At 70.4% G+C, this 19,827-nt stretch carries 14 protein-coding genes; 4 read left to right on the forward strand and 10 right to left on the reverse strand.

Translation table 11 applies throughout. The features are described 5' to 3' along the window. Nucleotides 1–4 precede the first annotated feature (4 nt). The 3 genes from BW990_RS01320 to BW990_RS01330 all read left to right on the forward strand — a co-directional run bounded on the left by BW990_RS01320 (nt 5) and on the right by BW990_RS01330 (nt 6,805). A complete protein-coding gene (locus BW990_RS01320) occupies nt 5–4,627 on the forward strand; it encodes a MupA/Atu3671 family FMN-dependent luciferase-like monooxygenase (RefSeq protein WP_076444222.1) in 4,623 nt (1,540 codons plus the stop codon). 28 nt (nt 4,628–4,655) lie between these two features. Further along, entirely contained in the window at nt 4,656–5,306 is a 651-nt protein-coding gene (locus BW990_RS01325) for a 4'-phosphopantetheinyl transferase family protein (RefSeq protein ID WP_083950422.1), read from the forward strand. Between the two features lie 173 nt (nt 5,307–5,479). Beyond that, nucleotides 5,480–6,805, forward strand: coding sequence for a GumC domain-containing protein (locus tag BW990_RS01330; RefSeq protein WP_076444226.1), 1,326 nt, complete (start codon nt 5,480–5,482; stop codon nt 6,803–6,805). A gap of 61 nt (nt 6,806–6,866) precedes the next feature. Here BW990_RS01330 and BW990_RS22165 read toward each other — a convergent pair whose 3' ends face one another. The 3 genes from BW990_RS22165 to BW990_RS01345 all read right to left on the reverse strand — a co-directional run bounded on the left by BW990_RS22165 (nt 6,867) and on the right by BW990_RS01345 (nt 11,318). After that, complete coding sequence (locus BW990_RS22165; RefSeq protein ID WP_234990131.1) at nt 6,867–8,930, reverse strand: CpsD/CapB family tyrosine-protein kinase; 2,064 nt, start codon at nt 8,928–8,930, stop codon at nt 6,867–6,869. A gap of 184 nt (nt 8,931–9,114) precedes the next feature. Next, on the reverse strand, nt 9,115–10,119 hold the full coding sequence (locus BW990_RS01340; RefSeq protein ID WP_076444228.1) for a glycosyltransferase family 2 protein: 1,005 nt from the start codon (nt 10,117–10,119) through the stop codon (nt 9,115–9,117). Beyond that, nucleotides 10,116–11,318, reverse strand: a complete 1,203-nt coding sequence (locus tag BW990_RS01345) for a glycosyltransferase (RefSeq protein ID WP_076444230.1) — start codon at nt 11,316–11,318, stop codon at nt 10,116–10,118. Before BW990_RS01345 ends, BW990_RS01340 begins: the two co-directional genes overlap by 4 nt. Before the next feature lie 188 nt (nt 11,319–11,506). On the opposite strand from BW990_RS01345, the gene BW990_RS01350 reads away from it, so the two are divergent. After that, the gene (locus BW990_RS01350; protein WP_234990132.1) at nt 11,507–12,280 is read left to right on the forward strand and encodes a WecB/TagA/CpsF family glycosyltransferase; all 774 of its coding nucleotides are present in this window, start codon (nt 11,507–11,509) and stop codon (nt 12,278–12,280) included. Here the strand turns inward: BW990_RS01350 and BW990_RS01355 are convergent. From BW990_RS01355 to BW990_RS01385, 7 genes are all read right to left on the reverse strand, one after another. After that, on the reverse strand, nt 12,258–13,034 hold the full coding sequence (locus BW990_RS01355) for an SDR family oxidoreductase (protein WP_076444232.1): 777 nt from the start codon (nt 13,032–13,034) through the stop codon (nt 12,258–12,260). The two genes, BW990_RS01350 and BW990_RS01355, sit on opposite strands and share 23 nt — an antisense overlap. Continuing rightward, a complete protein-coding gene (locus BW990_RS01360; protein WP_076444234.1) occupies nt 13,031–14,590 on the reverse strand; it encodes a GMC oxidoreductase in 1,560 nt (519 codons plus the stop codon). The genes BW990_RS01355 and BW990_RS01360 overlap by 4 nt, the downstream gene beginning before the upstream one ends. Next, nucleotides 14,587–15,918: a glycosyltransferase family 4 protein gene (locus BW990_RS01365; RefSeq protein WP_076444236.1), complete on the reverse strand. Its 1,332-nt coding sequence runs from the start codon at nt 15,916–15,918 to the stop codon at nt 14,587–14,589. The genes BW990_RS01360 and BW990_RS01365 overlap by 4 nt, the downstream gene beginning before the upstream one ends. Further along, nucleotides 15,915–17,306 carry a hypothetical protein gene (locus BW990_RS01370; protein ID WP_076444238.1) on the reverse strand — a complete coding sequence of 464 codons (1,392 nt, stop codon included), beginning with the start codon at nt 17,304–17,306 and terminating at the stop codon, nt 15,915–15,917. The genes BW990_RS01365 and BW990_RS01370 overlap by 4 nt, the downstream gene beginning before the upstream one ends. A 64-nt stretch (nt 17,307–17,370) precedes the next feature. Continuing rightward, entirely contained in the window at nt 17,371–17,868 is a 498-nt protein-coding gene (locus tag BW990_RS01375) for a hypothetical protein (RefSeq protein WP_143526035.1), read from the reverse strand. 113 nt (nt 17,869–17,981) lie between these two features. Continuing rightward, a complete protein-coding gene (locus BW990_RS01380; RefSeq protein ID WP_076444242.1) occupies nt 17,982–18,614 on the reverse strand; it encodes a DUF1523 family protein in 633 nt (210 codons plus the stop codon). A 369-nt stretch (nt 18,615–18,983) separates the two neighbouring features. After that, complete coding sequence (locus BW990_RS01385; protein ID WP_076444244.1) at nt 18,984–19,778, reverse strand: alpha/beta hydrolase; 795 nt, start codon at nt 19,776–19,778, stop codon at nt 18,984–18,986. Between the last annotated feature and the right edge of the window lie 49 nt (nt 19,779–19,827).

Here is a 19,827-nt window from a genome sequence, read left to right on the forward strand (position 1 = left end):
CGCGATGTTTTCAGCGATCCTGATCGGCAATGACCGCTTGACGCGTGAAGCGGGCGACAAGCTGTTGCGCGCGGGCCACCGGATCACCGCCTGCGTCAGCCGCGACGCCGATATCCGTGGCTGGGCCGAGGCGGCGGGCCTGCCGGTGATCGCGCCCGGCGCGGGACTGGCCGACCGGCTTGCGGGTCATGCCGCGGACTGGGTGCTGAGCGTGGCCAATCTCGACCTCTTGCCGTCCGAGGTGCTGGCGCTGGGCGCGCGGGGCGGGGTGAATTTCCACGACGGTCCGCTGCCGCGCTATGCCGGGCTCAACGCGCCGGTCTGGGCGCTTATGGCGGGCGAGACGCGGCACGGCATCACCTGGCACATGATGGAGGAAGGGGTGGATCGCGGCGACATCCTCGTCGCCCGGTCGGTCGAGATCGGGCCGGAGGATACCGCGCTCACGCTCAACATGAAGTGCTTCGCCGCGGCGCTCGATTCCTTCGACGCGGTGATCGAGGCGCTTTCGGCGGGCGCGCCCGACCGTTTCGCCCAGCCCGACGAGGCGCGCAGCTATTTCGGCCTTGTCGCGCGCCCGGCCCATCACGGCGTTCTGGACTTTGGCCAGCCCGCGGCGACGCTGGCGCGCTTGGTGCGCGCGCTCGATCATGGCGGCTACTGGAACCCGCTGGCGCTGCCCAAGATCATGACCGGGGCCGGGCTGTTCGCGGTCGGACGTGCGGAGCCTGCCGACGGGACGGGGGCGCCAGGCACGGTCCTTGCCGGCGAGGGCGACAGCCTGACCCTGGCCTGCGCGGAGGGCGCATTGCGCCTGTCTGGGCTGACGCCGCTTCCGGGAACGGCGCCTGTGCTGCCGCGGGCCGGGGACATCCTGCCGCCACCGCCCGCGGACGACCTCTCCGATCTGGCGCGCGCCGAACGGGGCTGGCGGGATCGGCTGGAGGCCTATTCCCCGGCAAATCTGCCGGGTTTCGGGCCGCCCTCGGGCGACATGGACGCACTTCCCCTGAGCGATCTGGCCGATCCGGCTGGCGCAATGGCGCTTCTGGCTGGGCGGCTCGCCCCCGACGGCGCGGCCCATATCGCCTGCGCCACGCCCGAGGTAACGGCCCGCGCGAAGACCGGCCTGTCGCTGCCGTGGCTGCCGGTCGCGGCAGGAACCGGGGGCCGCGCGTCCGAGGCCCGCGCGGCATTCCATGACCGCCTTGCCGCGGCCCGCGCAGCCGGGCCGTTCGCCCGCGACCTGCCTGCCCGGATGCCCGAGCTTGCGGGTTTCGAGACACCCGCCCTGGCGATCAGCGATGGCGCGGGGCCGGTGCCCGGGGCGCTCCTGACGCTGGAGATCGGTCCGGAGGCGCGGCTCCACTACGACACCGGCGCGATCCCAGCGGATATGGCGGCACTTCTGGCCGACCGTCTGCGCGCGCTCGACGCCCATGACGGCCCCGCCGCGCAGGCGCCGCTCATGGACGCGGCGGAGCGCCGCCTGACGCTCGAGACGTGGAACGCGACCGACAGGCCGCTGACCGATACCACGATGATCGACCGCTTCGAGGCGCAGGTGGATGCGACGCCGGACGCGACCGCGCTCGTCTTCGAAGACCATGCGATGAGTTTTCGCGACCTCGACGACTACGCCAACCGCATCGCGCATCTTCTGTGCGACATGGGCGCGGGTCCGGACAGCGTCGTCGCACTCCATCTTGCCCGCGGACCCCGGCTGATGGCGGCGGCCTTCGGTGTGCTGAAGGCGGGGGCCGCCTATCTGCCGCTCGATCCGGCCTATCCGGCGGATCGGCAGGCGCATTACCTCGCCGATAGCGGTGCCGCGATCATCGTCACCGAAAGCACCATCGCCCGGACGCTGCCGCGGCACAAGGCGGCGGAGCTGTGGCTCGACAGCGACACGCGGCTCTTCTCGGCCTCGCCGGCGCGGCCCGGCATCGCACCCGACCCGGGGCATCTGGCCTACCTGATCTACACCTCCGGTTCGACCGGCAAGCCCAAGGGCGTGATGATCGAACACGCCCAGGTCGCCAATTTCTTCACCGCGATGGACGCGGTCGTGCCGGACCCGGGCGGCACATGGCTCGCGGTCACCTCGCTCAATTTCGATATCTCGGTGCTCGAGCTCTTCTACGCGGTCTCGCGCGGCTTCAAGGTGGTCATGGCGTCCGAGAACGTGGCCTCGACGGTCTCCTCCGGGCCGCGCCGCACCTCGGGGATGAACCTGTCGCTGTATTACTGGGGCAACGATGACGGCACCGGGCGCGACAAGTACCGCACGTTGCTGGAAGGCGCGAAATTCGCCGATGCGCATGGATTCTGCGCGGTCTGGACGCCCGAGCGGCATTTCCATGCCTTCGGCGGACCCTATCCGAACCCGTCGGTCACCGGCGCCGCGGTCGCGGGTGTGACCAGCCGCATCGGCGTGCGGGCGGGGTCCTGCGTGGCGCCCCTGCACCATCCCGCCCGCGTGGCCGAGGAATGGGCGGTGATCGACAACCTGACCGAGGGGCGCGCGGGCCTCGCCATCGCCAGCGGTTGGCAGCCCGACGATTTCGTGCTGCGCCCCGAGAATGCGCCACCCGACAACAAGGCCGCGATGCTGACCGCCATCGACCAGATAAGGCGTCTCTGGCGCGGCGAGGCGGTGGGATTCCCGCGTGCCGATGGCAGCCTGCACGAGGTGGTGACGCAGCCGCGCCCGGTCTCGCCGGAACTGCCGCTCTGGGTCACCACGGCGGGCAATCCCGAGACCTGGCGCGAAGCGGGGCGGCTGGGCGCCAACGTGCTGACCCATCTTCTGGGCCAGAGCATCGAGGAGGTCGGCGAGAAGATCGCGATCTACCGCGCGGCCAGGGCCGAGGCCGGGCTCGATCCCGAGGCGGGCGAGGTCTGCCTGATGCTGCACACCTACCTGGCCGAGACCCGCGATGCCGCCCGCGAGACCGCGCGGGAGCCGATGAAGGATTACCTGCGCTCGGCAGCGGGGCTGATCAAGCAATATGCCTGGGCCTTCCCGGCCTTCAAGAAACCCAAGGGCGTCGACAACCCGCACCAGATCGACCTCGGCAGTCTCGAGGCGGAGGAACTGGAAGGGATCCTCGATTTCGCCTTCGAGCGGTATTTCAACGATTCGGGCCTTTTCGGAACGATCGAGGACGCCGTGGCGCGCATCGCGGATCTGAAGGCCATCGGCGTGAAGGAAGTGGCCTGCCTCATCGATTACGGCATCGCACCGGACGTGGTGCTGGACGGGCTGAAGCCCCTGGCCGAGGTCGTGGCACAGGTCTCCGGCGAGGACGTGCCGGATGAGCGCGACTTCTCGGTCGCGGCGCAGATCCGGCGCCACGGCGCCACACATCTGCAATGCACGCCGTCGCTGATGCGGCTGATGCTGGCCGATGACGGCGCGCGCGCCGCGTTGCGGCAGCTCGATCACATCTTCCTCGGTGGCGAGGCGCTGCCCGGACCGCTGGTCGATGCGCTGGGCGCGGTCACGCGGGCCAAGGTGCAGAACATGTACGGGCCGACCGAGACGACGATCTGGTCGGCGGTGGGCCCCGCGCAATCCGTGCCGGGGATCGTGCCCATCGGCGCGCCCATCGCCAATACGGCGCTCTACGTTCTGGACGAGGCGGGGGCGCCCTGCGCCATCGGGCAACCGGGCGCGCTCTGGATCGGCGGGAAGGGCGTCGCGCGCGGCTACTGGCAGCGCGACGCGCTGACCGCGGACCGGTTCCGCCCCGATCCCTTCGCCGGTTCGGGCTCGGGCGCCGGCCCCGCGCGCATGTATTGCACCGGCGACAGCGTGATGCGGCGCGCGGATGGGAGGCTCGAGTTCCTCGGGCGCACGGACGGGCAGGTCAAGTTGCGCGGCATGCGGATCGAGCTGGGCGAGGTGGAGGCCCGGATCGAGGCGCTCGACGGTGTGACCCAGGCGGCGGCATTGGTGCGCGCGGACCGGCTTCTGGCCTATGTCACCGGCACGCCCGGCGACGAGGCCGCGATGAAGGCGGCGCTTGCGGCGCGTCTGCCTGCCCACATGGTGCCCGCGCGGATCGTGACGCTCGATACGCTGCCGCTGACGCCCAACAAGAAGGTCGACCGCACCGCCTTGCCCGACCCGGCGGCCCCGGCCCCGCAGAGCGCGGTGCCCGCCGCACCGGCGGTCAGCGCAGCGCCGGCCCCCGAGGTGACCCGGCAAGGCCAGCCCGGCGCGTCGCCCGCGCTGCAGGCCGAACTGGCGGACCTCTGGGCGGTAACGCTGGGGGTGGGGCAGGTCGCGGCGGCGGATAATTTCTTCGCCCTCGGCGGCCATTCCCTGCTGGCGGTGGAACTGCACCGCGCGATCCGCGACGGTATACGCGCGAAAGGCTTCTCGATCACCGATGTCTTCCGCTTCCCGACGCTTGGCGCGATGGCGCAGCGCGTGGCGGAGTTGCGGGGCGATGCGCCCGTGCGCGCCGCGCAAGTCCGTGCGAAACCCGCCGCATCCCCGCCGCCCGACGCCCCCCCGGCGCCGATGGCCGAGGCCGCGCCGATCCGCAACCCGCGGGCCGATGCCCGCCGCGCCGCCATGGCCAAACGGCGCGAGATGCGCGCCCGCGCACAGGTCTGACCGCATGTCCTCCAGCCAGCTTCAGAGAATGATCCGCGGCCTGGGCGATGCCTGGCCCGACGGCGTGGCCGTCGCCGTGGTCGATCCCGAAGAGGCGACGGAACCGCTTTTCCCCATCGAGGAGGCGGCGGTGCGCCGGGCGGTGGCCGGGCGGCGGGCGGAATTCACCGCGGGCCGGCAGGCCGCGCGGCAGGCGCTGGCGATGCTGGGCTATCCGCCGATCGCCATCCCCATGGCCGAGGATCGCGCGCCCGTCTGGCCCCAGGGCATCGTCGGGTCGCTGTCGCATTGCCCGGCGGTCTGCATCGCCGTGGTGGCGGATGCGAGCCGCATCGCCAGCCTCGGCGTCGATATCGAGCCCTTCGATCCCCTGCCCGAGGACATCGTGCACGAGATCGGCCGGGAGGACGAGATCGCGGGTATCGGCCCGGACCGCCGCCTTGCGGCCCGGCAGCTCTTTTCCGCCAAGGAAGCGGCCTACAAGGCGCAATACCCGCTGACACGCACACTCTTCGGCTTCGAGGGGCTGCGCTACGATCAGGTCCGGCGCACGCTGCGGTTCGCCCGGCCGGTGCCGCCCTTCGCCAAGGGCGATCCGATCCCGGTCAGCCAATGGACCGGCGACGGGCTGTGCCTGTCGCTCTCGGTGCTCCACACGGGACCGGGGGGCACGTCATGATCCGGCCCCGGCGATCGTCCACGTCCGCGCAACAGACCGTTTCCGCCGATACGGGCCACGCCGTTCGCGCCGCGCGCCGCTCTACGATACAGTTCCGCGGGCGCCCACCCGCTCAGGCCGGGATCTTCCCGCCTGGGCACCACGCCCTGCTGCCCAGGGCCGGGAGATAAGCCATGGTTCAATTTCAAAGCCGCGAAGAGCTGTTCGCCGCGATCCGGCGGCGCTTGCCGATCATGCTCCTGATCGTTCTGATCGGCTGCATCGCCGCGGTCTATGTCGCGATGAACAAGACCAAGCTCTACCGCGCCACGGCAGCGGTCCAGATCGAAAGCCCGCGCATCCCCGACGCCGATAGCGGGCGGCGCATGAGCGAGGAATCGGTGCGCCGGATCGAGCTGATCCGCCAGCGCATGACCTCGACCATGTCGCTGTTGCAGGTCTCCGAGGAGATCGGCCTGTTCCAGCCGCGCGAACCGGGCGGCCGCATGCCCAGCCGCGACGAGCGGCTGATCGTGCTGCGCAACGCGGTCTCCGTGCGGGCGGAAAGCGGCAATTTCGCCTTCTCGCCCACCGTCGCCCCCTTCGCGATCATCATCGAAGTGGTCTGGGAAGAGCCCGAGGCCGCCGCGGCGCTGGCCAACGGGATCATGACCGCGGCCATCGCGGAATCGCGCGCGCGCAACCTGCAGCGGGCGCAGGACGCGCTGACCTTCTTCGACGAGGAAGCCGCCGAGATCGACTCGCGCATCATCGCCGTCGAGGCCGAGATCGCCGAGTTCCGCCGCGCCAATGACGAGGCGCTGCCGGGCTCCATCGCCGCCCTGCGGTCGCAGCTCGCCGCGCTCGAGGTGTCGGAGTTCGAGATCGACCGCCAGCTGGCCGAGCTGCAGGTCAATTCGGATCGTCTGCGCGAGGCCGACCTCGCCCGCCGCACCGAGCTTCTGGAGGACCAGAAACGCCTCATCGTGGCGCGCGAGACCGAGATCGAGGCCGCCATCGCCCGCGCGCCCGAGGTCGCGCGCGATCTCGGCGTTCTCGAACGCCAGCTCGCCGCTTTGCAGGAGCAATACAGCATCGTCGTGCAACAGCGCGGCGATGCCGAGTTCGAGCAGGTGATGGAGGTGCAGGACCAGTCCGAACGGCTCGAGATCCTCGAACAGGCGGTGCCGCCGGAATATTCCTTCTCGCGCAGCCGCAAATCCATCGCGATGCTGGGCGCGCTTTTCAGCGTGATCGTGGCACTCGGCGCCGGCTACCTGCTGGAGCTGTTCAACCCGGCCATCCGCAGCGCCGCCCAGCTGGAACGGCAATTGGGCATCAAGCCGGTGATCTCCGTGCCGGTGGTGCAGCCGCGCCGGACGCCCTTCGACCGCTGGGGTCGCCGTGGCGGGCTTCTGGCGCTGATCCTCGGCGGTCTCGCACTGCTGGCGGCGGGTCTCGGGCGGTTCGTCGATCCGAACCTCTGGTCGCGGTTCCTGCCCCGGCGCGCGGGGTCCTGACGCGCGCCGCGCGGGGGCGCACTGCCGCCCCGGATCATCGGGATTGGCGGGTCGCCCGGGTTCAGTACCCGTATTGCCGCGTCTTCGATCCCTCGGCGCGGTTCAGCACCACACCCAGAAGCGGCGTCTCGGTGCCGAGGCGGTTCTCGACCTCGCGGATTTCGTTTGCGGTGGTCAGGCCGCCCCCGACGACGAGGATCACCGCGTCGATGAGCGGGCGCATCGCCAGAACGTCGTCGCCGTAAAGCGCGGGCGGCGTGTCGAACAGCATGAGTTTCGGGGCGAACCGTTCCTCGATCCGGCGCAGCGTGTCGGCGGTGCGGGGGTCCTGCAGCAACTCCGACGCATAGGCCTCGCGCGCATCGTTGAAGGCGAAGGCGAGGTTGGGCCCGGCATGGATGCTGTTGGGGCCCAGCCGTTGCAGGTGATCCTCGGGCGCGGTCTTGCCGCGCAGCATGTCGCCGATGGCGCCCGTCGCGGTGGCGCCGAAGGTGCGCGCCAGCATCGGGTCGCGCAGATCGGTGTCGAACAGGATCGTCGGGCAGTTTTCCTGCCGCGCGAGGCTGATGGCGAGGTTGGCTGCGGTGAAGGTCTTGCCGCAGCCCTTGGTGGGCGAGGTGATCGCGATCCGCGACCAGCCCCGCTCGGCCACGGCCTGCAGGAGCCGCGTGCGCAGTACGTCGAAGGCCGCATGGGCGGGATCGTAGCGCGTGGCGGTGATGACGCGGTGCCGGTCGAGCACGCGCTCATCGACGATGACCGGGGCGAGGCGCGCCCAAAGCGCGCCGTCGGTCTCCGGGCTGGCGGCGTCCGTGGGCGGTTTCGCGATGGCGGGGTCGGGGTCCGGCGCACCGGGGTCCGTCACCTGCGCCTGTCCCGCCTTCGGCTCTGTGTCCTCGGCCTCGGATACCTGGTTCCCGGCCTCCGGCTCGTCCCGGTCGACATCGGTCTCGACGGAATCCGGCTCGTCCGCCGTCTCTGAAGCCTTTGCCCCGCCACCGTTCATCATCTCCGCACCGCCTTCTCTGGCGCCAGCGTCGACCGGATCGGTGCGTGGAGCAACAGGGCCGTCCTCGATGCGGTCGCCCAGATGGTGATCGGGCTCCACCGATTCGGTTGTGGGCTCATCCGCGAAGAGGTTCTCGATATCGGACGACTCCTCCCCGCCGACATGGGGCGACGGTTCGGCTTCCACCGCGATCCGTTCGGCCTCGGGGCTGGTCTCCGGCTCCGGGTGTTGTGCCATGAGCGGATCGGGTTCGGTGCGCGCCCTGTCGCCCGCGTCTTCGGGCGCGCGGGCGGAGATCGACGGGGTCGCTTCGATGGCCGCGATTTCGTCGGCTTCGTCCAGCTCCTGCGCATCGCGCGTCGTATCCGCAGGCGGCATCGCTGTCGGCAGCGGTTTCTCCGGTTCGCGCGTCGGCGCTATGGCCTGCGGCGGCAGCGGATGTGTCTCGGGTGTCTGGTCGGGCTTTTGTGCGACGGGCGGGGTCACCGGGTCCGCCTCCTTCGGCGCGGGTTCGGGGGCGTCCGCGCGCTGGGTGTCCTGCAGGACGAGCGGCGCGTCGGGTGCGGTCGCTGCGTCGCTGCGTGTGTCGGCGCCCGGGCCGCTGGAATTCGGCGCGTCCGGTTCCGAAGCGGTCGGAGGCACGCTCGGCTTCTCTTCATCCGCCTCCGCATGCCCTTCCATCTTCGTGTCGTCCCAAGCCGCAGGTGCCGCCTCGGGCGTGGGCTTCTCAGACCGCGCGGGCGGCGCGTCGTCCTCGACGGTCAGGTCCGGAAACGCGAGATCCTCGGCGAAGGCCAGCAACGCCTCACGTGAGGTCTCGGGATGCGGGGCCGGCTCGTCCGACGCGAGCGGCGGGAAAGCCTGCTCCGCCGACCGGCGGGGCCGCTCGTTATGGACCAGTTGCGGTTTGGGCGCGGGCTGTTGCGGCTCCGGTGTCGGCTCCGCTTGGGTCTCGCCTGGTGCGACACTGCGTTTCTGCCGCCGAAAGACCTTCGGCGACGGGCTATCGTGTGCGTCCGCCGAATCGTCACGCGAAGCCGCAGGCTGCGCCTGCGCCTCGGGTTCGGACCGCGCATGGGGGCGGTTCTTGCGCCGAAAGACCCGTTCAGCAGTCATCGGGACCCCTCCCGTATCCGGGCGATCTGCGGTGCTCGACAAATGAATTCCCGAACGATCATGTCTGAGCTTTCTGCCCTAAGTGGATGCATGAATGCTTAATGCCCTTTGAAACAGGCAAATCTGTTCAAAATTAGGTCAAATCGAGGGTATTGTTGACGCATCGCGCGGCAATCGTCGGTGCTCAGGACGGGCGGCGATACTCGATCAGGGCGAGGTCGCGGCCGGTTGCGCGGCGCAGATGATAGCGCAGCATGCCCTGCAGCGTCGGCAGTTTCGCAAGCGTGAAAAGCGCGGCGAAAGCCAGCGCGTCGCGGGGCGGGACTTGGTCTTTCCGCAGCGCCCGGTAGCCGCGCGCGCCGCTCAGCGGATAGAGCAGCAGCAGGGCCAGGGCGAGGCCCGGCACCCAAGGCAGCATCAGCAGAAAGGCCAGCGGCAAGGCGCCGCCCAACAGCCAGGCGCGGCGGCGTTCGCGAAGGCGCGCATGGCCGTGTTTCGCCGCGAGTTGCGCGAGGCCGTGACCCGCCCGTTCGGTCCGTCGCCACCAAGCGCTAAGCGTGGTCATCGCCGCGTCGTGGTGCACCATGAGGCGCGGCAACCGCTCCAGACGCCAGCCCGCCGCGATCAGGCGCAGGCACAGGTCTTCCTCCTCAGACGCGATGAAGGCGGGGTCGAAGCCGCCCACGGCGTCGAAGGCGGCGCGGCGCAGCAGCATGTTTCCGGTGGCCGAATTGACCGGACCCGCGGGCGCTTTCCATTCCCAGTCGATCAGCCGGTTGTAGACGGAGCGGCCGGGATGCTCTTCCGCGGCCCAGCCGGTGACCATCGCGTGATCCGGATGGGCGTCGAGGAAGGCGCGCGCCTCGGCCAGCCAGCCCGGCGCCGCCACGCAATCGCCATCAAAGAAATGCAGGTAAGGGGCGGGGTCGTCGAATTCCGCAGCGCCCGCATTGCGCGCCCGGGCCGCGGTGAAAGGCACGGCAAGGTCGAGCGGGACCACGGGGACGCCTGCTGTCGCCACGATCTCGCGGCTGTCATCGGTGGAGCCCGAATCGACATAGACTGTGCGGGCACCGGTTCCGGCCAAGGCGGACAGGACCGCGGGCAGGCGCGCGGCCTCGTTGCGGCCGATCAGGACGATGTCCATGGCCGTGGCCTCGGCGCTGGCGGGGGAGGGGTGCGAAGTCATCGCGCCGCTTCGATCAGGCGGGAGAGTTTCGCGGCCTCGGTTGCCACGTTGAACTCCGCGGCCACCTTCCGACGAGCCGCCGCGCCCATGGCCCGGGCGCCGTCCTGATCGCCGAGACAGCGCGACAGCGCGTCGGTCAATGCCGCGAGGTCGCCCGGCGGCACGAGCCGGCCCGTCACGCCGTCCTCGATCAGCTCGGGAATGCCCGCGATCCGGCTGGTCACGACCGCGCGCTCGGCGGCCATCGCCTCCATCAGGACGACCGGCACGCCCTCGGCGAAGCTCGGCAGGCAGAAAACATCCGCCTCGGCCAGCGCATCGGCCACGGCGGCGGGCGGCTGGAATCCCAGGAACCGCACGCGGTCCGCAAGCCCGTCGGCCCGCGCCTTGGCCTCGAGCTCCGCGCGGTCGGGACCGTCACCCAGATAGGTCAGCGTCGCCTCGGGATGATCGGCGGACAGCCGCGCGAGGGCCTCGAGCAGCAGGCGCGGCCCCTTCACCCCCACGAGCCGCCCCACGAACAAAAGCCGCGTTCCGCGAAATTCGCCGCCGCGATAGGCCTCGGGCGTGATGCCGCAATGCACGATGTGCAGCTTGTCCCAATCCTCGGGCGCCGCGAAACACATCAGCTGCGACCGCGCGAAATGCGAGATGCAAGCGACGAAGGCCGCGTGGCGGACCTTGGTCCCCAGATGCCAGCGCGGCGCCTCGAAGAAGGTGTCGGGGCCGTGGATGGTGAAGGAATAGGGAATGCCCGAGAGCGCCGAAGTCAGCAGCGCCACGTTGCACGATTGCGAGGCGAGGTGGTTGTGCAGGTGCTCTATGCCCGATTGTTCCAGATGGCGCGCCAGCACGGCGGCCTCGAGGAAGTAGAAGATCTGCCACAGCATCGCGCGGGGCCCGTCGGCCGAGGTCGACACCGCCAGGCGCAGCGCGCGGGCCCAGCGCCGGGGATGCCTGCGCAGATAATGCCAGTGCGCGCCCATCAGCCGGGCGGGCGACGAGGCGGCCTCGACCACGTGCCAGGTGCGGTCCTGCTCGACCTTCTGGTCGGGGCCCGAAAGGTCCGAGGCCGGCGTGCGGCGGATCGAGCAGGTCTCGACCGTGTGCCCCAAGGCGCGCAAGGCTGCGACCTCCCGCTCGATGAACGTATGGGAGGCGCGCGGGTAATTCCCGGTCAGATAGGCCACGCGTTTCATGTCCGCCCTCTTGTTGCCGCGCCGCGCCCCAGGAACGCGCGCGGGTCCTGCCAGATGGGCCGGGACAGGCCCGGTTTGGCAAGCGCCGGGGCCGGATCGGTGCCCGGCTGACGCAACTGGGTCGCACTTTGCGTGCCGCGCGCAGGCAGGTCTCCCCGACGCCGATCCGGCCTGCTAGGAGCGGGTCCATGAACACGCGACGCGCGATGACTTTCGAGACAGGCGAGACCCGGATCGCGGTGACGGTCCGGGACCGCGCCGCGCTCGATGCGCAGTTGCGCGAACGGATGCGGCGCGGCGAAGGCTACGCGCTGGCGACGATCAACCTCGATCATCTGGTGAAACTGCGCCGGGATCCGGCCTTCCGCGCGGCCTATGCGGCGCATGATCTGGTGACCGCGGACGGCAACCCGATCGTCTGGCTGGGCCGCCTCGCCGGGCACGACCTGTCGCTGGTGACCGGGTCGGACGCCATCGTGCCGATGTGCCGAACGGCGGCGCAGCTGGGGGTGAAGGTCGGTTTCGTGGGCAGCACCGATGCGGTGTTGCAGGCGGCCCGCGCCTATCTCAGGGGCGAGGTGCCGAACCTCGAGATCGCCTTTGCCGAGGCGCCGCCGATGGGATTCGATCCCGATGGGCCGGACGCCGCGGACATCCTCGACCGTGCGGCGGCGGCGGGGGCGGGGTTGCTGTTTCTCGCCCTGGGTGCGCCCAAGCAGGAACGCTTCGCGGCGCTCGGGCGGCGCCTGCAGCCGGAGATGGGGTTCGCCTCCATCGGCGCGGGGCTGGATTTCTTCTCGGGCACGCAGCGGCGCGCCCCGGCCTGGATGCGGCGGTTCGCATTGGAATGGGTGTGGCGGATGCTGAGCGACCCGCGCCGGCTGGCTTTGCGATACACCGACTGCGCCGCGATCCTCCCGCGTGAGGTCTTCTCCGCGCTCAGACAACGCCGTCATCGGTGATCCTCCGGGTGCGGGGCGTGCGCCGCGTGACGACGTTCCACAACCGCCGTTTCAGGCTGACGGGCTCCGGCACCTCGCGGTCCCGCTCGAAGGTTACGCCCATCAGGCTTCGATCCGCCGAAAGCGTCAGGGCAGCCCCCCATCGGGCCGCGGTTTCGGGCGGTATGCCATCGGGCAGACCCATGTCGGTACGCAGCGCGCCCGGGATCCAGTCCGAGATGACGATACCCGGCAAGCGGTCTCCGGTCTCGACGATCAGCGCGCGGGTGAAGATGCGCTGCGCGCCCTTCGACACCGAATAGGCCGCCGATCCCGGCAGCGGTGCGCGGTCGGCGAAGGTCGCGACGTTCACGATCCGGCCGCGCCCGCGCAGCGCCATGTCCTGCAGCGCAGCGTGGCTGCAGGCGACTGTGCCTCCCAGATTGACCGCGACCGCGCCCATCAGCGTGCGGGGAGACCCGGTCAGGAAATCCGCGACGGGATAGATCGCGGCGTTGTTCACCAATGCGGCGATGGGACCCTCGGCGGCCAGCGCGGCGAAGGCCTCGGCCACCGCCTCCGCGTCGGCGATATCGAGGGGCAGGGGCGCGATCCCGGGATGCCCCGCCGCGCTGTCTTCCAGCGCATCGAGGCGGCGCCCGATCACGGTCACGGCGAAGCCCTGTTCCGCAAAGCGCCGGGCCAGCGCGCGACCGAGGCCCGAGCCGCCGCCGGTCACGACGATGCGGCCCTCGTCGGGGGTGATGCGGCTCATCCGCGGTCCTCCATCACATGTTCCGCGACCCTGAGCGCGTTGGCCGCGATGGTCAGGCTGGGATTGACCCCCATGGCCGAGGGCATGAAGGACGCGTCCGCGACCCACAGATTGGCGATGCCGTGGACCCGGCATTCCGGGGTCAAAGCCGAGCTGCGCGGGTCGGTGCCGAAGCGCATCGTGCCGCAGGCATGGCCGAAATTCAGCTCCGGCCAATGGGTCAGCAGCAGGTGCCGCGTGCCCTTGAGCCGCCTGCGCAAAGCGCGCCGGAAGGCCCGGCGCCGGGCATGCAGCGCCTCGGGGATCGTGTAGTCGACGACCAGCGCGCCGGGGTCTTCGGGATCGAAGCGCACGCGGTTCTCCGGCAGGCCCGGATCCTCCAGAAGCCCGACGAAGATGTAGCCGCGTCCCAGCGCCTTGGTACCCAGCGCCGCGACGGGCCGGGTCAGGCGGCGCAGCCGGCCAAGCCCCTGCCGCGTCAGGGCCTGATCGAGAAACTGCGCGATCTGGCCGAAACCTGCGCGCAGGCCCATGGATTGCACGAGGCCGAAGCGATCCGCCGGATCGTGGTAGAGGTCGCGGAAGGCTAACGACCGGGCGGGCCCGTCCCCGTCGCGCTGCGCCCGCGGCCAGAGCGCCACAAGCTCGTTGAGATGAAACATCAGGTGGCGTCCGACCTGACCTTCCGCATTGCCGATCCCCTCGGGGGCGGCTTCGGCGCGGGACGCCAGCAGCAGGCGCGGCGATCCGAACGCGCCGCCCGCCAGGATCACGCGCCGGGGCGTCAGGCGATGCGTCGCGCCCGCGTGGCGCAGGGTGAGGCCGGTGATCCGCGCGCCGTCGGTGTCGAGCCGGGTGACCTCGGCCCCGGTGATGCAGACCGCGCGGCCGGTGGCCAGCGCGGGCTCCACCCCGGCGGAGCGGCCGTCCATCTTGCAGGGGCGCGGGCATTTGTGGCCGATGCAGAAGCGGCAATCGGGCCCGCCCTCGATCGCGGTATTGAGCCGGTAGGGATGCAGCCCCGCGCGCTCCAGATCGGCCAGCAGCGACGCCTCGCCGCGGCTCATTTCCGGGGGTGAACGCAGCGGAAGCGGCGCGGTCTCCGACAGCGGATCCGCCGTGCCGCTCAGCCGGTAGAGTGTGGCGGCGCGGGCGAAATACGGCTCGAACTCCGCGTAAGGCACGGGCCAGCCGCCGGTCGGATGGGGCCGCGCCGCGCTGTCATCGAGATCATGCGGCGCGGGCCGTTCAAGCGCCGCGGCATAGTATAGCGACGAGCCGCCGATCCCCGCGCCCGCATAGGGAAAGCGCTGTTCCCGCCGCCCGTCGAGGGTCAGGCGCATCGGGTCGGGATAGGCGCCGCGCGCCAGCCGGGCGGCGCGGTGCGGCGTGGTCATGTCGAGATGGGTCTCCTCGCGACGGAACCCCGCCGCGCCCTGTTCGAGAAAGAGCACCCTGAGGCCGCCTTCGGCGAGGGCACGGCCCGCCGTGCCGCCGCCGATGCCCGTGCCGACGATCACGACGTCCCAGTCTTCGCGGAATGCGGGATGGCTCATGCGGGGCGTGCTCCGGCAACCGGGTCGTCGGCGAAGAGGTCGGGCGCGGGGCGGGGGGCGCCCTGCAGCACCCATTCATAGACCCGCGCGACCTGCGCGGCCTTGGCCTGCCATGTGAAATGCGCCTCGACCCGTGCCGCCGCGGCGGCCCCCTTGGCGCGCAGGCTGAAGGGCTGCGCCACGATCTCGCCAAGCGCGGCGCGCAGCGCAGGCACCAGCGCGTCGGGCGGCAGGCAGGGGATGGTGAACCCGACGGCGTCATCCACCAGCTCGCCCGGGCCCGCGTAATCCACGACAAGCGGCGGCAGGCCGAGGGCCATCGCCTCAAGCACCACGCCGCCGCCGAATTCGCGGATCGACGGGAAACCCAGAAGGTCGGCGCCCGCAAGAATGTCCTGCACCCGCGCATGGGGTTGCCAGCCATGGAACAGCACGCCGGAACCAAGCTCCCCGGCCATCCCGCGCAGCCGGTCCATCTCCGGTCCGTCCCCGACGATATCGAGCGCCACCTGCCCGGCCTCGATCAGGGGGCGCGCGGCGTCGATCAGCATGTCGCAGCCCTTGTAGGGCACCAGCCGACCGACGAAGGCGACCCGCAGCGGCCGGCCCTGACCGGGTTGCGCGCGGCGGGAAAACCGCTCCGGCGCGATGCCGTTTTCGGGCAGCCAGAGGACCTTGTCCGCGCAGCGCGCGGGCATTTCCGAGGCGGTGTGGCGCGAACCCGCAAGGATCGCGCTGGCATGGGTGAGGGTGGCGCGCCGTCCGGGCAGAAGCTTGTAGGCGGCGCGCAGGGGCGCCAGCCATTCCCGCTCCGCGCGGCGGGCCGCCTCGTAGCCTTCGGGCCAGGGCACCCCGCCATTGAGCGGACCGAGCACGAAGGGTACGCCGATCTTCGCCAGACGCGGCGCGAGGGGCGATTGCACCGTCGGCGAGAGCGGCGTGATCCGGTGCACGATGTCGTATTCGCCCGCCCTGAGGGCATCCCCGAACCGCCGCCAGACCAGATGTTCGAAATAGGGATAACTCAGCGCATTGGCCGCCTGCAGGATGGTCCAGCCCTTGCCCGCATCACCGCGCAGCCTGTCGGCGAGCCTGTAGGCCGGGCGGGCGAGGGCCTCGGAATCGATGGCGGTGAAATCGCGCCCCTCGACATAACCTGCCGCCAGGATGGCCGCGCGGTTGCGTACCTGCGTAACCAGATGCACCTCGGCCACCGCGCGCAGGGAATGGGCCAGCGACCAGCCCACCAGCGGGACCGAGACCCAGTCGGGATTGGCAGCCTCGGCGATGGCGAGGATGCGGGGCCTGCGAGGCGCGGCCGCGGTCACAGGACGGGCTTCCAGCGCAGGGGCCGGTTGCGCCAATCGACATCGCGGGTCTGGACGCCCTCGGCATAGCCCAGAAGCGCGCCCGCGATCATCCAGGTGACCGGCGTCAGCGTGGCGTTCGGGATCAGATCGAAGATGTTCACCGCAAGCAAGAGCGCCAGCGTGACCGCCATGGGATCGAAGGCATCCGGCCTGCGGGTAATGCCCGCGCGGATCAAGAGCACGATGGGCAGCATCAGGAGCCCGAATTCCGCAAGGAAGCCGACCAGTCCGAACACCCCGAGCGCGATCACCCAGCGACCGTCGGTCACCGTCAGAAGGTTGCCGCTGACCGGGTCGATGATGTGGTTGCGCGCCCAGCTGCCCCAGCCGAAAACCGGCTTTTCCAGCGCGCGTTCCAGCAGCATGGATTCGTTGTCGAGCCGGAATTCGAGCGAGAAGGCCCGCTCCTCGCTCAGCTTGGCGATCTGGCCGAGGATCCGGTCCTGGGGGATGTAGCCCGCGCTTTTCAGCGCCGGGTAGAGGATGCAGAAGAGCCCGATCAGCAGCGCCGCATAGACCTGCAGCCGCCGTCCGCGGATCAGCAGGACCGGCAGCAGGAGCACCAGCATCAGAAGCGCCCCGAAGGACTTGATCAGAACCATCATGACGCTGAGAACCGCCGCGGCGAAGAGGTACCGGGTCCGGCCCGTCCCGGTGGCGCGCCACAGGCTCCAAGCGAGGCAGGTGGCGGTCAGCAGGAAGAAGGCCACCCACAGCCCGTGTTCGAGGAACACGACCGGGCGGAACGTGTCGCCCCGGATGGCCTGGAAGGGCAGCGATTGCTGGAAGCCGTAGATCGCCGAATGCAGGACCGGTCCGAACGGCACCTCGACCAGCATCAGCGGCACATAGGCCATCGCCGCGATCACCAGCGCCACCATCAGCTCGCGCATCGCCCCGCCCGAGGCGAGATGCAGCCGCGCCAGAAGGAACGGCAGGATCGAGAAGAACTGCTGCATCGACAGGCCCAGCGCGTCCTTGTAGCTGACCGGCGGCAGCTCGAGCCGCCCCCAGAAGACCGGCGCGTTGTTGGTCGCGGCGGTGGCGAAGGGCACGAAGATGTAGACCAGCACCAGCGCCTTCGCGATGCGGCCATCGGGCAGCAGGCGGCGGTTGTCCTCGGGATTGAGGTAGAGCAGGCAGACGAGGCTGATCAGCGCCGGCAGGTTGGTCTTGTTGAGCGGCGGGATCAGCGGCAGGTCGAACGCCGCCGCGGGTCCGGGCAGCAGCAGGAAACCCGCGATCAGCGTCGCCAGCAGCGCCCGCCTCTGGGACATCTCCCGGAACAGGATCACCGTCACGACCGGCCAGGCCGCGAGGATCAACAAGGCGAACGCGTTGGGCATGGTTTCCTTCGGCCCTCGAGGTTTCGTCAGGCGGCGGCGCGGGGCGCGCGGACCGCCGGTCGGTCTATGCTATCCCGTCCGTTGCGGGTTGCGACAGGGGGCCGAGCGTGGCCGCCGCCTCCGCGGCGGACATGAAGCCGAAATTGCCCGCATCCATCTCGCCCGGCGCCACCTCGCTCAGGCAGCAGACCGGTTTCGGGCCGTCGGGCGTGTGCAGCGTCACGCGGGTCTCGTCGCGCGCCTCGTCGTAATCGAAGGACAGATCCGCGATCCCGGCCGCTCCCATCGCATCGGGATAGACCACCACGACCTGGTCGATTTCGGGATCGAAGCGATCGAACCGGGCTTCCTGCGCCACCATGTCTGGCAGGGTCACGCCGCCACCGGCCACGCCCGGACCCGCCTCGGGTAGGGGCAGGGGCAGCGCGGTGCGGGCCTCGGTCTCGGCAAGCGCGTCGGCCTCCGCGTCGCCCCCGGCCGCCTCCGTCTCCGCCGTCGCGGCCAGCCCGCCCAGCGTTCCGCCCAGAAGCGTCACGCCGATCGCCGTCAATGCCTCCAACATCGCGCCTGCCTCGTTCCAATGGCCCCGCATATGGGGGATCGGCGGGCAGGCTACGCCGCGATCCCGGCGGGATTATGGCGAGATTGGAAACAATCGCGGCAGGGCTCCGTGCCTCACCGGCCGCGGAACCAGTCGGTGAGGCGCTTGCGGCGGCTGCGCAGCCCATCGGTCGCGTCGTCGAAACTGTCCTCGACCTGGTCGAGCACCGGATCGATCCGCGCCTGCCGGAAACGCCGCCAGCGCACCCAGATCGCCCAGAAGACCGCGACCATCAAGATCAGCGTGAAGATCGCGCGCCACGGGATGATGGTCACGTCGGGCCCGGCCACGGGCTTGATCGACAGCGCGTTCGGGAAGACCGACAGGAATTCCAGCCGCCAGCCGTAATGCCGGATCGCCACCCAGCGCGGCGCCTCGGCGGTGGAGCGCAGATCCGCCGCCTCCGCCTGCAGGTTGGAGCTGTCGAACTTGAAGAAGGGCGGCCAGCCCCAGCCGGTATCTTCGTTGCGGTAGACCATGATGTCGTCGCCCGCGCGCCGGGTCTGGATGAAGAAGACGTCGCGGCTGTCGGCCTGCGCGGCGCCCGCATCGCCGCGGGTCCAGAACAGGGCGTTGGCGCCGATATCCTCGCGCTTTTCATAGGTGTCGGTGATGCGCGCGATATCGTTCTGCGGCAGGGTGTAATGCAGAAAGCTCAGCACCACGATCCACCAAAGCGCGATCAGCGTCCATTTCACGTAAGCCATGACGAGGGTCCTTCGATGGGGCAGGCGAGCGCGGCGCGCCACCTGCCTAACTTGGCGCTTTCCCGGCCGCTGTCCAAGGGGGTGCCGCGCGCTTTCTGCGCCCGCAGGCATCGGGTGCCCGCTCATGTCCCGCTCCCGTCACCGCCCGCGCGTCCCTCGCCGGGCAATCGGCGCGCCGCCCCTGTCACGGCCGGACCGGAAATACCTCCGGGGAGCGCGAGGGGCTGGCCCCTCGCTTCTCGGAGTGCGCCGATGGTCCAAGGGCATCGACGGCAGCGGCTGGCCCCTCGCCTTTTTCGCGTGCCGATGGCCCATGGGCATCGACGGCGGAACCGCCCCCGCGCCCGCAAAGCTCCGTAGAATAACCGCTCAGAGGTCGAGCAAAGCCTGCAACATCCGGCTGTCCGGCGTCTCAAGCCCCTCGACCACGTCGAAATGGTGCTTGCCGTCCTCCTCCACCAGCTCCGCGTCCCAGGCCTCGGCCAGCCACCGCGCCTGATCGAGGAAGACCGGCCGCTCTTCCGCGCCGACCCAGATGGTCACCGGCACCCCGGGTTTGGGCTGGTGCCGGGGGCTTTCGCTGCGCGCGGTCTCCGCATCGAGGCCGAGATCGGCATTCATCGAGGTGCGCAGCAGCGGCTCCAGATCCGACAGCGGCGAGATCGGCATGACCCGCGCGATCCGCGCCGCGACATCCTCGGGCAGCATGTCCGGCGCCAGCATCCGGGCCACCAGATGCCCGCCCGCCGAATGACCGGCCAGCCGGATCGGCACGTCCGGCACTTCCCGCGCGGCGACGGTGACGGCGTCGGCGATCTGGCGGGTGATATCGGCGATCCGCACGCGCGGGCAGAGATCGTAGGAGGGCATCGCCACCGCCCAGCGGTTCTGCAGCGCGCCCTCTGCGAGGTGCGACCAGTCCTCGCGGTCGAAGCGCAGCCAATACCCGCCATGAACGAAGATCAGCAGGCCCTCGGGACGGCGCAGCGGAAGGAACAGGTCACTGGCATTCCGCGTTCCGTGACCGTACATGAGGCCAAGCCGGGCGCGGTTTGCCGCACCGAGCTTGCCGCGCATCGCACGGGCCTTTTCGGCCCAACGCGGCGGGTAGGAGTCGGCCTCGGGAATATAGGGTGCATTTGCGTAAGCGTCGTCGAGTTCCATACCTGCCTCCGGTCGCCGTGCTGCGACCATACCGCGCTGAATTTTGGGG

The sequence above is a fragment of the Roseivivax lentus genome, assembly GCF_900156805.1.
GTDB classification, from domain to species: domain Bacteria; phylum Pseudomonadota; class Alphaproteobacteria; order Rhodobacterales; family Rhodobacteraceae; genus Roseivivax; species Roseivivax lentus.

Excerpts from the sequence above, each read along its gene's own strand:
- BW990_RS01340 (WP_076444228.1), bottom strand. The coding sequence starts at position 10,119 with ATGACTTCGCACCCCTCCCCCGCCAGCGCCGAGGCCACGGCCATGGAC.
- BW990_RS01375 (WP_143526035.1), bottom strand. The coding sequence starts at position 17,868 with ATGTTGGAGGCATTGACGGCGATCGGCGTGACGCTTCTGGGCGGAACG.
- BW990_RS01350 (WP_234990132.1), top strand. The coding sequence starts at position 11,507 with ATGAACACGCGACGCGCGATGACTTTCGAGACAGGCGAGACCCGGATC.
- BW990_RS01355 (WP_076444232.1), bottom strand. The coding sequence starts at position 13,034 with ATGAGCCGCATCACCCCCGACGAGGGCCGCATCGTCGTGACCGGCGGC.
- BW990_RS01345 (WP_076444230.1), bottom strand. The coding sequence starts at position 11,318 with ATGAAACGCGTGGCCTATCTGACCGGGAATTACCCGCGCGCCTCCCAT.
- BW990_RS01330 (WP_076444226.1), top strand. The coding sequence starts at position 5,480 with ATGGTTCAATTTCAAAGCCGCGAAGAGCTGTTCGCCGCGATCCGGCGG.
- BW990_RS01360 (WP_076444234.1), bottom strand. The coding sequence starts at position 14,590 with ATGAGCCATCCCGCATTCCGCGAAGACTGGGACGTCGTGATCGTCGGC.
- BW990_RS01320 (WP_076444222.1), top strand. The coding sequence starts at position 5 with ATGTTTTCAGCGATCCTGATCGGCAATGACCGCTTGACGCGTGAAGCG.
- BW990_RS01325 (WP_083950422.1), top strand. The coding sequence starts at position 4,656 with ATGATCCGCGGCCTGGGCGATGCCTGGCCCGACGGCGTGGCCGTCGCC.
- BW990_RS22165 (WP_234990131.1), bottom strand. The coding sequence starts at position 8,930 with ATGACTGCTGAACGGGTCTTTCGGCGCAAGAACCGCCCCCATGCGCGG.
- BW990_RS01370 (WP_076444238.1), bottom strand. The coding sequence starts at position 17,306 with ATGCCCAACGCGTTCGCCTTGTTGATCCTCGCGGCCTGGCCGGTCGTG.
- BW990_RS01385 (WP_076444244.1), bottom strand. The coding sequence starts at position 19,778 with ATGGAACTCGACGACGCTTACGCAAATGCACCCTATATTCCCGAGGCC.
- BW990_RS01380 (WP_076444242.1), bottom strand. The coding sequence starts at position 18,614 with ATGGCTTACGTGAAATGGACGCTGATCGCGCTTTGGTGGATCGTGGTG.